General features: G+C 72.9%; 13 protein-coding genes. 8 read left to right on the top strand and 5 right to left on the bottom strand.

Features of this window, described 5'->3' with window-relative positions:
- Positions 1 to 138: 138 nt before the first annotated feature.
- Entirely contained in the window at positions 139 to 1,233 is a 1,095-nt protein-coding gene (gene rsgA, locus PV789_RS13335; protein WP_274977725.1) for a ribosome small subunit-dependent GTPase A, read from the top strand.
- A gap of 245 nt (positions 1,234 to 1,478) precedes the next feature.
- Positions 1,479 to 1,988 (top strand): GNAT family N-acetyltransferase, encoded by a 510-nt coding sequence (locus tag PV789_RS13330; protein ID WP_274978131.1) that lies wholly within the window; start codon positions 1,479 to 1,481, stop codon positions 1,986 to 1,988.
- Between the two features lie 393 nt (positions 1,989 to 2,381).
- Here PV789_RS13330 and PV789_RS13320 read toward each other — a convergent pair whose 3' ends face one another.
- On the bottom strand, positions 2,382 to 3,971 hold the full coding sequence (locus tag PV789_RS13320) for a CotH kinase family protein (protein WP_274977724.1): 1,590 nt from the start codon (positions 3,969 to 3,971) through the stop codon (positions 2,382 to 2,384).
- A 110-nt stretch (positions 3,972 to 4,081) separates the two neighbouring features.
- On the opposite strand from PV789_RS13320, the gene PV789_RS13315 reads away from it, so the two are divergent.
- Positions 4,082 to 5,404 (top strand): RNA-guided endonuclease InsQ/TnpB family protein, encoded by a 1,323-nt coding sequence (locus PV789_RS13315; protein WP_274977723.1) that lies wholly within the window; start codon positions 4,082 to 4,084, stop codon positions 5,402 to 5,404.
- A 39-nt stretch (positions 5,405 to 5,443) separates the two neighbouring features.
- Here PV789_RS13315 and PV789_RS13310 read toward each other — a convergent pair whose 3' ends face one another.
- Together PV789_RS13310 and PV789_RS13305 are read right to left on the bottom strand one after the other, a co-directional pair.
- A complete protein-coding gene (locus tag PV789_RS13310; RefSeq protein ID WP_274977722.1) occupies positions 5,444 to 6,130 on the bottom strand; it encodes a DUF4956 domain-containing protein in 687 nt (228 codons plus the stop codon).
- 40 nt (positions 6,131 to 6,170) lie between these two features.
- A complete protein-coding gene (locus PV789_RS13305; protein ID WP_274977721.1) occupies positions 6,171 to 7,148 on the bottom strand; it encodes a polyphosphate polymerase domain-containing protein in 978 nt (325 codons plus the stop codon).
- 275 nt (positions 7,149 to 7,423) lie between these two features.
- Here PV789_RS13305 and PV789_RS13300 point away from each other — a divergent pair, with 275 nt between their 5' ends.
- Both PV789_RS13300 and mug read left to right on the top strand, forming a co-directional pair.
- On the top strand, positions 7,424 to 8,374 hold the full coding sequence (locus PV789_RS13300; protein WP_274977720.1) for an MSMEG_6728 family protein: 951 nt from the start codon (positions 7,424 to 7,426) through the stop codon (positions 8,372 to 8,374).
- Positions 8,375 to 8,601: 227 nt separating this feature from the next.
- On the top strand, positions 8,602 to 9,147 hold the full coding sequence (mug, locus tag PV789_RS13295; protein ID WP_368045836.1) for a G/U mismatch-specific DNA glycosylase: 546 nt from the start codon (positions 8,602 to 8,604) through the stop codon (positions 9,145 to 9,147).
- 126 nt (positions 9,148 to 9,273) lie between these two features.
- Here the strand turns inward: mug and PV789_RS13290 are convergent, their stop codons facing one another.
- Complete coding sequence (locus PV789_RS13290) at positions 9,274 to 9,810, bottom strand: helix-hairpin-helix domain-containing protein (protein WP_274977718.1); 537 nt, start codon at positions 9,808 to 9,810, stop codon at positions 9,274 to 9,276.
- A gap of 165 nt (positions 9,811 to 9,975) precedes the next feature.
- Between PV789_RS13290 and PV789_RS13285 the strand changes: the two genes are divergently transcribed.
- Genes PV789_RS13285 through PV789_RS13275 form a run of 3 tightly spaced genes read left to right on the top strand, consistent with a single transcriptional unit; the run spans position 9,976 to position 12,825 of the window.
- A complete protein-coding gene (locus tag PV789_RS13285; RefSeq protein ID WP_274977717.1) occupies positions 9,976 to 11,037 on the top strand; it encodes a CPBP family intramembrane glutamic endopeptidase in 1,062 nt (353 codons plus the stop codon).
- 16 nt (positions 11,038 to 11,053) lie between these two features.
- Positions 11,054 to 12,223, top strand: a complete 1,170-nt coding sequence (locus tag PV789_RS13280) for a sensor histidine kinase (protein ID WP_274977716.1) — start codon at positions 11,054 to 11,056, stop codon at positions 12,221 to 12,223.
- Positions 12,220 to 12,825: a response regulator transcription factor gene (locus tag PV789_RS13275; RefSeq protein WP_274977715.1), complete on the top strand. Its 606-nt coding sequence runs from the start codon at positions 12,220 to 12,222 to the stop codon at positions 12,823 to 12,825. The genes PV789_RS13280 and PV789_RS13275 overlap by 4 nt, the downstream gene beginning before the upstream one ends.
- A 149-nt stretch (positions 12,826 to 12,974) precedes the next feature.
- Here the strand turns inward: PV789_RS13275 and PV789_RS13270 are convergent, their stop codons facing one another.
- Positions 12,975 to 14,120, bottom strand: a complete 1,146-nt coding sequence (locus tag PV789_RS13270) for a UDP-N-acetylglucosamine--N-acetylmuramyl-(pentapeptide) pyrophosphoryl-undecaprenol N-acetylglucosamine transferase (protein ID WP_475469321.1) — start codon at positions 14,118 to 14,120, stop codon at positions 12,975 to 12,977.
- Positions 14,121 to 14,472 lie beyond the last annotated feature (352 nt).

Here is a 14,472-nt window from a genome sequence, read left to right as displayed (position 1 = left end):
CCTGCGCAGCGCCCGTTGGACCATCCTCACGTCCCGGGCCCCGGTCTGACCTGACGCTGATCCCCCTGTCGGAGCCCTGACGGCTCGCAGGAGGCGGTACTCCGTGCTCATCGGGGCCCCTGTTCTAGGGTCTCTACGTTGTCTCAATCCCTTTCGCGTCATGCTCAGCCGTACTCCCTGGCGGACTACGGCTGGGACCAGGCGCGCGAACGCGCCTTCGCCCCCCATCGCGCCGACGGACTGGTCCCGGCCCGCGTCGTCCGGGCCGACCGCGGCTCGTGCGAAGCCGTCACCGACACCGGAACCGTCCGCGCGGACATCCCCGGCACCGCGGACCAGAGCGATCCGCTGACGGCACCGTGCACCGGCGACTGGGTGGCCCTGCGCCCCCTCACCGGCGCCGCACCGCTCCTGCACGAGGTCCTGGAGCGGCGCACCGCCCTGGTGCGCGCCTCGGCCTCACGGACCTCGCACGGCCAACTCCTGGCCGCCAACGTCGACACCGTCGTGGTGACGGTCTCCCTGGCCGCACCGCTCAAGCACGGCCGCACCGAACGCATGCTCGCCCTGGCATGGGAGAGCGGCGCCCAACCGGTCGTGGTCCTGACCAAGGCCGACGCGTGCGCGGACCTGCCCTCGGCGCGGGAACAGGTGTCGCAGGTGGCCGCCGGCGTGGACGTGCTGGTCACCAGTGCCGAGACGGGGCAGGGCCTGGACTTCCTGACCGCCGTCCTCAACGGCACCGTCGTGCTGCTCGGCCCCTCCGGGGCGGGCAAGTCCACCCTGGGCAACCGGCTGCTGGGCCAGGACCTGCTGGCCACCGGCGCCGTGCGTGAGGCGGACGGCAGGGGACGGCACACCACTTCCCGGCGGGAACTGCTCCCGCTGCCCGGCGGGGGCGTGCTGCTCGACACCCCCGGACTGCGGGCGATCGGCCTGCACGACGCCCAGGGCGGCCTGGAACAGGCCTTCGGCGAGATCGAGCACCTCGCACAGGAGTGCCGGTTCGCCGACTGCTCCCACACGAGCGAACCGGGCTGCGCGGTGCTCGCCGCGGTCGAGGCGGGGGAGGTCCCCCACCGCAGGCTGGACAGCTACCACCAACTGCTCCGGGAGAACGCCTACGCCGCCTCCCGCACCGACGCGAGGTTGCGCGCGGGCCGCGAGGCCGCCAGGAAGGACATCACCCGGCACCTGCGCGCCACCTACCGGTTCCGGGACCGCCAGCGGTGAAGGACACCGACAACACCCGCCGGGGCGCCGACGGCGACCCGGTGACGCAGGCGTTCCCGGGCCCGGGCAGCCTCACCGCCGAGGCGGCCCACCCGCCGCGCACCCACGCCGCCGACGCCGACGCGGCGCGGGCGACCGGCGGTACCGCACACCAGACGGAGACCGACACGCGGCGGCGGTACCGCGACGGCTACGACCACGCCACCCGCCTGCTCCAACCCCACGACGACACCGAGAACGGAACCATGACCACCTGGCACACCCGCCCCGAGACCACCGACGACACCCCCGCCATCCGCGACATCCTCCTGGCGGCCTTCCCCACCGACGCCGAGGCCGACATCGTCGACGCCCTGCGCGCCGACCCCGAGGCGTGGATCGAGGGCCTGTCGATGGTCGCCACGACCTCTGAGGGCACTCCGGTCGGGTACGCGCTGCTCAGCCGCTGCCACGTCGACGGCGAACCCGCCCTCGCCCTGGCCCCGTGCGCGGTGGAGCCCTCCGCCCAGCGCACCGGGGCCGGTTCGGCCGCGATCCGCGCTGCCCTGGGCGCCGCCCGGGCCATGGGGGAGAACCTCGTCCTCGTCCTGGGCCATGCCGACTACTACCCGCGGTTCGGCTTCACCCCGGCCTCCCGCTTCGGTATCCGGGCGCCCTTCGAGGTTCCCGACGAGGCCATGATGGCCATGGCCCTGGACGGCGACCGCCCCGTCCCGACCGGCACCATCGGCTACCCCGCCGCGTTCGGGGTCTGACCTCTCCCGTGCCCCCGGGGGTCTCCTCCCCGGGGGCGCGCGGTCGGTGTCCGGGAAGGACTGATCCGGGTCCCAGCGGTGGGAACCCTTCGGGCCCGGTGCAGGCCCCGTCCCCGGCCGGGATCGGCTCGGGCGTCGGCGGCGACCCCGGACACCGCCGTGCCGGGCCCGGTCAGCGGAGCAGAGCGAAGCCCCGCTCCACCACCCACCGCTGGGCTCCCGATCCCGAACCGGCTTCTGGCCGCGGCGGGCGATCAGCGGACGGATCCCTTCGGCACGCACCGAACGTCGGTACCTGTCGTGGTCACGGCCCCGGCCAGCGAGAACCACACCGGGGGACCGCGGGGATCGGCCCCGTTTTGCCCCCGGCGGTCCGCCCGCACCGGACAGCCCTCAGGAACCCCGCTGGTCGGTGGTGGCCCCCTCCCCCGCCTCCCGGCCGTCCTCCTGCGGGGTCTGGGAGACGGCGGCGATCCGCTCGGTGAGCTGCTCGCCCGCGGCGTCGGCCCCCGTGTCGCCCGCGGCCCCGGCCCGGGAGACGGCCGACTCCAGGAGTTCGGTGGCGGTACCGCTCCCGATCAACTCCTGGTGGAGGTCGGCGTAGGCCTCCTCGTAGAGGCGGTGGAAGTCCTCGTCGGCGAGGAATCGCTCCTTGAGCGCCCCGCTGCCGCCCATGGACATACCGCCCCCGGTCGCCTCCCCTTCCCCTGGCGCGGGCATTCCCCCGGGCGCCTCCATCCCCTCCGGCGGTTCCATGCCCTCGGGGGGTGTGCCCCCGCCGGGGAGCTGCGCCCCCTCCGGCATCGCTCCCCCACCGCCGCCCATGCCGCCCATACCGCCGAAGGACAGGTTCAGATCCCAGGACAGGACGGTGAACCGCTCCGCGGCGGTGTCGTACCACAGGTAGTAGTTGTTGCCCGGGCCGTCCATGCCGTCGCTGTTGGACATCAGGCTCTGCAGCGCGAGGTAGCGGGCGAAGGACTCGGTGTCCAGGTGCTCGTCCAGCTCGCGGGCGAACTCCTCGTCGTCGGACTCGGCCACGAATCGCAGCAGGTCCATCACCGGCTGGAGGTCGTGGGCGCCCTCGCCGTTGATCTGGTTGAAGGCCTCCTCGTAGTCGGTGGCGTCACCGCCCAGGTAGTCGAAGGAGCCCCCGGCACGGCCCTTGTAGAGCACGCCGTCCCCGTACCCGTCGGCCCAGGCGGCGTCGGGCGCGTCCAGCAGCAGGCGCGGCACCTCCTCGCCGCCGTTGACCGCGAACGAGGTGAACGTGTAGTCCTGCGTGGTCTGCCCGGCCGCCGCCGTCAACTCCAGGGCCAGGGCCTCGTTGAGCGCGGTGTCGGAGGTCGCCGTCGCCGGGCGCAGGGCGATCTCGGTGTGCCCCTGGTAGGCCCGGCCGGAGACGAACTCCTCGAAGCTGATCAGCCAGGGGAGGTTCTCCGGCTCCTCCTCGGACAGGGTGACCGAGCCCGGCCCGGCCGCTCCCCCGGCGCCCGGACCGGCCCCCTGTTCACCCCCGGTGTCGGCCGCCGCCCCCGCCCCGGCGTCACCGCGCAGGCTCATCAGGGTCGAGTTGCCCTTGAGACGGAGTCCGACGTCCTCGACGGTGGTGCCGTCGATGGTGACGTCGGCCCGGACGTACTCCTTCTCGCCCTCCTCGCGGAAGGTGCTCATCATGTCGGCGTACTCGGTCTGGTCGAAGCTCACCTTGATCGTGTGCTCCCCGCCGTCGAACAGGTCGCCCTCGCCCTCGATGTTCTGGGTGACGGCGTCCTGCGAGACCAACTCGGAGGTGACGTAGGGGCGCACCCGCGCCTCACCGAAGACCAGGACCAGGGCGAGCAGCGCGGCGCACACGACGGCGGTGCTCCTCCAGTGCTGGCGCAGGCGCACCGGGAGGCGGTGCCGCAGGCGCGCGGGCCGGTGCGGGCCTCGCCCGGCGGCGGTGCCACCGTCGCCCTCTTCGTCATCGAGGCTGTGCATGTCATCGTTCCTCTCGTAGGACGTCCTCGGCATTCAGTCCGAGGACAGATCCGAGCAGTGTTTTCGGATTCGACGTACACCCATCCGAGAGTTCTGCCACCATGATGACCATGCGGAGGGCATACAAGTGCCGGGCCTACCCGGACCCCGAACAAGCAGTTCAGTTGAGCCGCACGTTCGGATGCCTGCGTCTGGTGTGGAACCGCACCTTGGCAGAGCGCACCCGCGTCTGGCGGGAGGAAGGCAAAAGGACTTCCTATCGGGACACTGACGCCGCGTTGACCCGTTGGAAGAAGACACCGGAACTGGCGTTTTTGGGTCAGGTTTCCTCGGTGCCGTTGCAGCAGACACTCCGGCACCAGCACGCGGCCTTTGTCGGCTTCTTCGCCGGGCGCACCCGTTATCCCCGGTTCAAGGCGCGGGGAGGCAGACAGGCCGCGCACTATACCCGCAGTGCGTTTCGGCTTCGTGATGGACGGTTGCGGTTGGCCAAGAGCATCTCCCCTCTGCGGTTCGTGTGGTCTTGGAGCCAGGACTCCCTCACCGAGTTGGACCCCACCATGGTCATCGTCTCCCGAGAGGCGGACGGGCGTTGGTACGTCACCTTCTCGGTGGAGACCGACGCCCCAGTACCCGCCCCGGCCCCGGCCCCGGCCCCGGAAGCAGGCTCGGGTACACAGACAGCGGCGGAGGAGGGCGATGTGGTCGGGATCGACTTGGGCGTGATGGATTTGGCCACCCTGTCCACAGGAGAAAAGATTCCCAACCCCCGCCACTTGGCGCGCAAAGCCCGTGGCCTGGTCCGCTATCAGAGACGGATGGCCCGCACGCAGCGCGGATCGAAGAATCGACGCAAGGCCAGGCGCAGGGTAGCGGCCTCGCACCGCAAAGTGCGTCACCTCCGCCAGGACTTCCTGCACAAACTGACCACTCGGCTGGTGCGCGAGCACCCGATCATCGCGATCGAGGACCTGAACGTGCGGGGTATGACCGCCTCGGCGAAGGGCACCCACGGCCAGCCAGGCAGAAAAGTGCAGGCCAAGGCGGGGTTGAACAGAGCGGTACTGGACGCCTCCTTCGGCGAGATACGCCGCCAGTTGGAATACAAGACACAACGCGCGGGTCGCCTTTTGGTGGTGGTCGACCGGTGGTTGGCCTCCTCCAAGACCTGCAGTGAGTGCCACTACGTGCTCGCTGAGTTGTCGTTGAGAACCCGGGTGTGGTCGTGCCCGGGCTGCCGCACCCGCCATGACCGGGAAGTGAATGCGGCGAGGAACATCAGTGCGGCTGGTCGAGTCGCAGTCCGGGGTTCGACCTTGGACGATGCCTGCGGAGCTGGTGTCAGACGGCAAGGGTCCTCCCTGTCGCAACCGGCAAAGAAACAGGAAACCGGGCCTGTGAGGGTCACCACCATGGCGGTACCAGGTCGGTAGGCCTGGTCGGAGCCTTCTGCCTCAAGGCAGGAGGAAAAGTCAAATGTCCGTCTGGTCGTAGCCGGTCAGGACGGTCGCCTTCTGCCCCGCGTTGATCTCCCGCAGGCGCTGGATGACGTCGCCGGGCTTGACGCCCTTCTTCAGCCGTGCGGTGTAGGCCGTCTCCAGCAGGGAGCCGCCGCGCACGGTCTCGGTGCTGATCAGTTCGTACTCGTCGGTGAAGCGGATGAGCACGTCGTCGATGACGGGTCCGTAGTCGTCGCCGTCCGCGGGAACCTGGACCTTGACCACCTGGCGCTGCACGTTGAGCGCGAACCAGTTGAAGCGGTGCATGAGCAGCACGACCGCGCAGATGACCACGGTGGCGATGACCGCCAGCGTGTAGAAGCGCGTGCCGCAGGCCATGCCCACGCCCATCACCAGGAAGATGAACCCGACGTCGCGGGTCTCCTTGATGGCGTTGCGGAACCGCACCACCGACAGCGCGCCGACCAGGGCGAAGGCGCGGGCGATGTTGGAGCCGACCACCAGCATGATCAGGGCGATGAGCATGCCCAGGATGATCAGCGTGTGCACGTAGCTCTGCGAGTAGCTGATGTTGCGGTGGGTGGCGCGGTAGGTCCAGGCCACCACGAGGCTGGTGACGAACGCCAGGGTCAGGGACAGGACCACGTCCATGACGCTGAACGTGCCGGACAGGTCGGTGACGCCGAAATCGAGGTTCATGTGCGGGTGTGCCTTCGTACGGAGCGGGTGGGAACGGGGTTCAGGAACGGGTGCCGGGGGACGCGCCCCCGGCCGCGGGACCGGGCGCGGGCGCATCGACCACGGGACCGGGCGGACGCGCCCCGGCCAGGAGGCCGAGCGGACGCGCCTCGGCCACGACGTCCTCCTCGGGCAGGTGGAAGACCGAGCGCGGGGCCATGCCGTGGGCCTCCACGCTCTGGCAGTACTTGGAGACGCGCTGCACCTGGAGGCCGAAGCGGGCGGCCATGTCGGTGACCCAGTAGGGGGCGCGCTCGTTGGCCTTGACCTCCATGACCGCCAGGTGCGGGCTGATGATGTAGCGGCTCTCGGCCTCGGCGCGCAGGTCGAAGTCGCGGTCGCGCCCGCGCACCCGGTGGTCCAGGGTCACGCGCAGCCCCAGGTCGGAGCCGGTGCCCATGTAGGGTTCGCGCCGGTACCCGGTCATCGCGGTCGGACGCAGGTCCAGGCGGTGCACGAGGTCGAGGACCTCGTCCACGAAGGCCTGGTCGGCGCCGGGGTGCTCCACGCGCACGCGCCGGTCGCACAGGTCGCGGGCCAGGTGGTAGGGCAGCAGGACCCGGCGCTTCTGGGTGACGCGGTTGACGCGCTGCTTGATCTCGACGGAGACGGGGGTGTCCTCGGCGGCCGGGCCGACCTCGCCGTAGCGGCGGACGCGCAGCTTGCGGCGGAACCTCAGGCCCTCGATCTTCTCGTGGTAGAAGCGCAGCCGGTCGGTGTCGTAGTACAGGCTCCACACGCCGTAGCCGTCGGGCCCGGCGTTGCGGTCGGCCCGCATGCGCGCGGTGAGTTCGGCGCGCACGTCCCGGGCCTGGTCGGCGGGGACGAGGTACTTGAGTTCGTAGCGGTTGAAGGCGTGGAGCCTGCTCGGCGCCCTCAGCCGGTCCCCGGCGGCGGTGCCGGTCGGGGTGCCGGCCGGTGCGGCCTTCGCTGCGTTCGCGGCGTGCCCGGCGGGGCCGGGGTGGCGTGGTGCTGCCACGGTGCCTCCTGTCCTGACGGTGGTGACGACCAGAAGGACACAACCCGACGATCCTGCGAAGAGGTGGAGAACTTCCTGAGAGGTTCCTGAGAGCCGGGGCGGCGTCCCCTGGTGGGCGCGTGGTCGCGGGTGAAGGTGAGAGGTGGGTGAGAACGCCGGTCGGGTACCGCCCGGGCAGGAGCGGACCGGCGCCAGGGGTAACACCGGCGGCGGACGGGTAGCGGACCGCACGAGGGCCTGACCGGCGAGAACGCCGCGGGCCGGACGGGGGGACGATGCAGACCTTCCTGCCCCACCCCGGGTTCGCCGAGTGCGCGCGGGTGCTGGACGACCGCAGGCTGGGCAAGCAGCGGGTGGAGACCATGCAGGTGCTGCGGGCCCTGGTGTGGCCCGAGTACGGCTGGAAGCGTCACCCGGCCGTGGCGATGTGGCGCGGCTTCGTGCCCGCGCTGGTGGGTTACGGGGTGGCGGTGTGCCGCGAGTGGCGCCGCCGCGGGTACGCCGACTCGGTGCTGCCCTCGCTGCTGGCCTTCACCGGGGGCCGCGTCCCCGAGGAGGAGGAGCTGTGGGAGCGCGACATGCTCCCGCCGTGGCTGGGCGACGACGCGCTGCACCTGTCGCACCGCTCGGCCCTGGTGTACAAGGACCCGGCGCACTACGCGCCGCTGTTCCCCGGCACGCCCGGCGGCCTGCCCTACGTCTGGCCCCGGCCGGTCTTCCCCCGGTGGCCGCTGCGGCGCGGCACCTCGGCGGCGACTCCGGTGGAGGAGGCGGCGGAACTGCTGGAGGCGGTCGCGCTCTCGGACGGGCAGGTCGCCGCCCTGGGCCGGCTGGTCGAGGGCCGCAGCGCGTCGCTGCGGCTCACCGGGCCCGGCGACACCCTGCCCGGCCTGCTGGCCGGGCTGTGCACGCCCGGCGAGACGCTGTGGCTGGTGCCCGGATCGCCGCCGCCCCGGCCGCGGGGAGGCGGCGCCGACCCGGGTCACTCGGAGGCGGTGGGGCGGACCAGCCGCTCGACCGCGCGGCAGCCCGGGCCCGAGGACGAGGCGGCGATGCGCGAGGAGGTCGGCGAACCCGAGTTCCGGTTCCGCCGGGTCCTTCCCGGGGAGGGGGCGGAGGCCCCCGTGCCGCCCGGGGCCGGGCTGGTCGTCCTCGACGGCGCCGAACTGCCCGAGCCGCGCTCGGCCCCGGTGGTGCTGCGCCTGCTGCCCGCGGTGGAGGTGTAGCACCGCTCCCGGGGGCGGCGCCCGCCCCGCGGTGCTTGGGGCACAGTGGTTCCGGGCAGGTGACCGCGACAGCGACGCGGTCGCCCGCGTCACCGACAGCGCACACGGAAGGGTGGCACATGGACTCCGCGAGCGGACGAGCAGAGGGCGTGTCGAAGGGCGGTGCGGAGCGCCCGCGCGCACGCTCCGCACCGGCCGGGCGCAGGCCCGGCCCGAGCAAGGCGGAGTTGGAGGCGGCCCGGAACAGGCTGGTCCCGGACGTGATCGCCGAGGACCTGAGCGTGCTCTTCTGCGGGATCAACCCCGGCCTGACCTCGGGCGCGGTCGGACACCACTTCGCCAAGCCGGGTACGCGCTTCTGGCCCTCCCTGCACGGGTCCGGCTTCACCCCGCGCCAGCTCAGGCCGGACGAGGAGGACGAACTCCTGTCCCTGGGCCTGGGCATCACCAACGTCGTCGAGCGGACCACGGCCCAGGCGGACGAGCTGGACCGGGAGGAGTACGTGGAGGGCGGGCGCAGGCTGCGGGAGAAGGTCCTGCGGTGGCGGCCCCGGTGGCTGGCCGTCCTGGGCGTGACCGCCTACCGCCAGGCCTTCGCCGAACGCCGCGCGGCGGTGGGTCCCCAGGACGCGGAGATCGGCGGCGCCCGGGTGTGGCTGCTGCCCAACCCCAGCGGCCGCAACGCGCACTGGCAGCTGGGGCCGCTCATCGGGGAGTTCGCGCGCCTGCGGCGCGCCGCCGGACTGCCGGACCGGTCCGCCGGGACGTCCTGACCCGACGGCGTTCGGGCCCGCCGAAGCGCCCCACCGCGTCGGAGGGCGCGCCGACCGGCATCCTCCGCTCCCGGCCGTGCCGGGGCCCGCGCCCTCCCGCCCGCGCCCGAGGGGCGCCCGGCCCGCTCAGCGCGGGGACAGTCCGCGTTCGGCCAGGGCCTCGCGCAGGATCCGCACCGCCTTGGGCCCGACCCCGTGCAGCGCGCCCAGTTCGGCCTCCGTGAGCGCGGCCACCCGCTCCAGGGAGGTCAGCCCCTCCTCCGCCAGCGCCCGGGTCGCCGGTGCGCCGATGGCCCGGGGCAGGTCCCCCACCTCACCCGGGACCGCGGACGCGGCGGCCTCGGCGGCTTCGGCCAGCCGCCGGGGCGCGCGGGACAGCCAGGCGCGCCGGACCAGGGCGTTGAGGTCCTTGCCGTTCACGTCGGCCAGGGGCAGGCCGAAGCCGACGGGCGTGCCCGCACGCTCCCACCGCTCCCCCGTCGGGTGCGCGGAGAGCGCGGCCTCGGCCTCGGCGTCCGGGAGGCGGAGCAGCACCCGGCCGTCCCGGGTCACCGAGGCGAAGTCCCCGCCTCGCACCGAGAACACGACCGTGCCGGAGCGGTTGCCCTCCTCGGCCTCCGGAAGGGCGAGCGCGGCCTTGCGCAGCTGGGACAGAGTGGTCATGGGGCCGATGCTAGACGTCCCCGCCGACATACGGCCGGTGCGCGCCCGGGCCGCGCGAACCCCGTCGGCGCATGACAGATGTCATGCCCGGCCCGTGCGGAACGCAGAGGGAACCCGTGATCCGCGGCACCCTGGCGCGATCACTCTCCGTACTAGCGTCGAATCATGCACAGCAACGACGAACGCCCTTCCCGGGCTCCCCTCCCGCAGACCGGGTCCCCCTTCTCCACCACCTCGGGTGCCGGTCCGGCGCAGGCGCCCGCGCCGGAAGCACCCTCCGGCCCCGCCGCGCCGCACCCGCGCCGCGGCGGCCCGCGGCCCGTCCCGCCGGGTGTGGAGTACCACCGGGTACTCGCCGGGGACAAACCCCGGATCGGACGGGGGATCCTCGCGATCACGCTCCTGGTGGTGGGGATGTTCGCCTTCGGCATCGCCATCGCGGCGGCCGCCGCCTTCGTCGACAGCCTGATGGGCAGGACCAACCCGACCTTCGGCGGCACCGATTACACGCCGCTCTTCCACGCCGCCAACCTGTTCTCGATCGCCCTGCTCATCCCGTGGAGCATGTTCCTGCAACGGTGGCTCTACGGGGTGAAGGGCGCCTCGCTGCACTCGGTGCTGTCGAGCTTCCGGTTCGACCTGCTCGGACGGGCACTCCTGTTCATGGGCCCCCTCTGGCTGGCCGTCTCGATCGCGATGTTCGCCCTCAAGCCCCAGGAGCAGGTCCCCTGGTCGCCCGTCAGCCTGCTCAGCCTGTTCGCCCTCACCCTCGTGCTGACGCCCCTGCAGGGGGCCGGTGAGGAGTACGGCTACCGCGGACTCGTCTTCCGGGTCGCCGGGAGCTGGAGCCGGGGACCGCGCACGGCGCTGGTCGTCTCCGTCCTGGTCTCCAGCCTGGTGTTCGCCGTCGTCCACCTCTCCGGTGACCTGTGGCACAACGTCCTGTTCTTCGTGATCGGCGCCAGCATGGCCCTCATCACCTGGCGCACCGGGGGGATCGAGGTCTCGATCGTCTGGCACGCCCTGAACAACACGCTCTCCTTCCTCATCTACATCCTCCTGCACGCCGACCTGAACGCCGCGCTGGAACGGTCGGCGGGTACGGGGACGATCACCCTGGCCATCCCCTGCGTCGCCCTCGTCGTGATCACGGCGGTGGTGTGGTGGCGCACCCGCAAGACGGGACCCGCACTGACCCCTTCCGGTCCGCAGCCGACGCACTCCTGACGCGACAATGACGTCCATGAGCAATCCGCCACTGGTCGGCGCACGCAGGTTCGAGACCTACGTGCGCTGGTCCACCTACATCGCCGTCTCGCTTCCGTCCGGCACCCTCTTCAGGAGCGCGGTGGATGTCGACCGGCTCACCGGAGCGCCCCTGGCCAGCCTGGTCACGGCGGGTGGGCTGTGCCTGGCCCTGGTCCTCGGGAACATCCTCGTCACCAGGTGGAGCATCGACGTCGTCGTCGGCCGCGCGCGGCGGCTCCCCCTCACGGGCGTCATCGCGTGGGCGCTGGTCCTGACGGCCTTCGTCGCCCTGACCCTGACGCTCCCCCTGCCCGCGATGGGCATGACGGTCGCGGCAGCGATCGGTTCGGCCGCCGCGAGCCTCGCCCCCGTCCTGCACTCCCGCAGGGTGCTGCTGCTCAACGCGGTGGTGCTGGTGCTGACCGCCGCGCTCGTGGGAGTCGCCGACATCGCGCTCCTGCTGGTCGCGGCGGTCATGGTCAGCGCCGCCCTGTGGCTGTGCTGGTCCAGCGCGTGGATGCTGCGGGTGCTGCTCGAACTCCAGTCCGCGCACGAGGACCGCGCCGCGCTCGCCCTGGCCAACGAACGCCTGCGCATCTCCCGGGACCTGCACGACGTGTTCGGCCGCACCCTGGCCGCCATCGCGGTCAAGAGCTCGCTGGCCTCCGAACTCGTCCAGCGCGGCCACGGTGAACGGGCCGCGACGGAGATCTCCGCGATCCGCGGGCTGGCCGAGGAGGCGGGCACCGAGGTCCGCCGCGTCGTCCGCGGTGAGCTGCGCACGACCTGGGAGGACGAGGTGTCGGGCGCCCGTTCGCTGCTCAGGTCCGCGGGCATCCGCTGCACGGTGACCGGCGACCCCGTCCCCCAGCGGTGCGCGGAGCCCCTGGCGTGGGTCGTGCGCGAGGGCGTCACCAACCTGCTGCGCCACGCCTCGGCCACCCAGGTCACCATCGCCACCGCGAACGAGGAGGGGGAAGTGCACCTGACCATCGCCAACGACGGGGCCGGCCCCCCGAGAACCGCGCGGGACGGCGGGGGCACCGGGCTGCGCGCGATGTCCGAGCGCCTGCACGCGCTCGGCGGACGCGTCACGGCGCGCCGTGACGGAGACTGGTTCCTGCTCGACGCCGCGCTCCCGCTTCCGAAGGACGCCCCCAGATGACACGCATCCTCGTCGCCGACGACGAACACCTCATCCGCGACGCCATCGCCGGACTGCTCGACCTGGAGGAGGACTTCGAGGTCGTCGCCCAGGCGGCCTCCGGCGACGAGGCGCTGGCCATGGCCCTCAAGCTCCGCCCCGACGTGGCCCTGCTCGACCTGCAGCTGCCCGGCCCCGACGGCATCGAGATCGCCCGCAGGCTCGCCGCCGAGCTGCCCGGGTGCCGGTGCGTCATCGTCACCTCCCACGGCCGCCCCGGCTACCTGAAGTCGGCGCTCGCGGCGGGTGTGAGCGGCTTCCTGCCCAAGACCGTGTCCTCGCGCACCTTCGCCGAGGTCGTGCGCAAGGTCGCGGCCGGAGGACGCTACGTCGATCCCGAACTCGCGGCCGAGGCGATCAGCGCGGGCGACTCCCCGCTCAGCCCGCGCGAGGCCGACGTGCTGGCCCTGTCCCGCGACGGCGCGCCCGTGGAGGAGATCGCCCGGCGCGTCTCGCTCTCCCGGGGGACGGTGCGCAACTACCTCGCGGCCGCCGTCGCCAAGCTCGACGCCGCCAACCGGCACGAGGCCGCGCACATCGCCGCCGAACACGGCTGGATCTGAACAGGGCCGGGGCCGTTCACCGCTGCCCTCCCGGGACGCGGCAACGGTCCTGAGGCCGGGACCGGGGCCGGAACCGCCGCGAGCCGTGTCCGGGACCCTGCGGGGGCGGAACCCGGCGCCCGCCGACCCGGCGGCGCCCTCCGCGCCCGCTAACCGCGGGCCGCGGCCAGCAGGACGTCCACCAGCCGGTCGGCGGCGTCGGGACGCCCGTGCTCGCGGGCCCGCTCCGCGATCTGCGCGCGCCGCCGCGGATCGGCCAGCAGCGGCTCCACCGCCGCCTGGAGCCCCTGGGCGTCGACCCGGTCCAACAGGGCCACCGCCGCGCCCGACTCCTGGAGGTGGCGGGCGTTGTGGCGCTGCTCGTCGCCCGCCGACGAGGCCAGCGGAACGAACACGGCGGCCTTGCCCAGCGCGGTCAGCTCCGCGATCGTCCCCGCGCCGCTGCGGGAGACCACCACGTCGGCCAGCGCCAGCACGTCGGGGAGTTCGGGGCCGACGAAGTCGGTCAGGTGGTACCGCTCGGCGAGGCCGGGCGGGAGCTGCGCCGAGCTGCGGCGGCCCTCCTCCAGGTTCGCCGGTCCGCACTGGTGCACGACGTTGGCGCGCGCGAGCAGCCAGGGCAGGATGTCGCGGATCATGCCGTTGATCTGCACGGCGCCCTGCGCCCCGCCCGTGACGTAGACGGTGGGCAGCGAGGAGTCGTAGCCGGTGAACCCGAGTTCCTTGGGCGCCCGGTCGGCCTGCCCGGTGAGCACCTCGGGGCGCACCGGGTTGCCGGTGATGACCGCGTTGTCGCGCGCGGAGTCGGGCAGCAGTTCGGTCGTGGACGGGGAGGACACCGCCACACGGGCCGCGACGCGGGCGAGGACCTTGTTGGCCAGGCCCAGCCGGACCGTCTGCTCGTGCACCACCAGGGGACGGCGGCACATCTTCGCGGCCAGGCCCACGGGCACGGCCACGTAGCCGCCGGTGGCCAGCACCACGTCGGGAGCGAAGTCCGAGACCAGCGCGCGGGCCTGCGCGACGCCCCGGGGGACGTTGCTCATGTCCTTGATGTTGGCCCGGGAGGCGAGTTTGAGGGGGTTCTTCGAGCGCCGGATCTTGCCGGTCGCGACCGACTCGAAGGCGATCCCGTTGGCGGCGGCGACCCGGGACTCCAGGCTGTCCGCCGTGCCCACCCACAGCACGCTCAGGGCGACCCCGGCCGCCGCCAGCCGGTCGCGCAGGGCGCGGACGGCGGTGAGGGCCGGATAGGTGTGTCCGCCTGTTCCTCCTCCGGTCACGATCAGGCGCATGTCCCGTGCAGGGGGGTTGCCGCTGTTCACCAGTTCCTCCCGGAGGATGCCCCGGAGCGGGGCCGCAAGAAGCTACCGACAAAGAAAAGGGCCACACGGAGCGGCGCGGCGCTCGTCCTGTGCCCAACAGCACCGTAGCCGCCGCCGGACCCGCCCCGGTACACCCCCCGCTCCAGTCGGAGTGGGGACTGCCACACCGGCACCCGCGCGGGCGTGCCGGACCGGCGGGGCGCGGCAGCGGTCCGCCCACCGCGCTGTTCTCCGTGCGCGGAAGGGAGGACGGCACCCGTGGGGCGGGGCGACGCTGGAAGGGCGGAGGACGTGTCAGGCCGTGGAATCGGCCCTCCCGGAA

The organism is Nocardiopsis camelliae, assembly GCF_028993595.1.
In the GTDB taxonomy this organism is placed as follows: Bacteria; Actinomycetota; Actinomycetes; order Streptosporangiales; family Streptosporangiaceae; genus Nocardiopsis; species Nocardiopsis dassonvillei.
The sequence above is the reverse complement of the archived record's forward strand: the minus strand, read 5'-3'. Positions and strand labels throughout refer to the sequence as shown.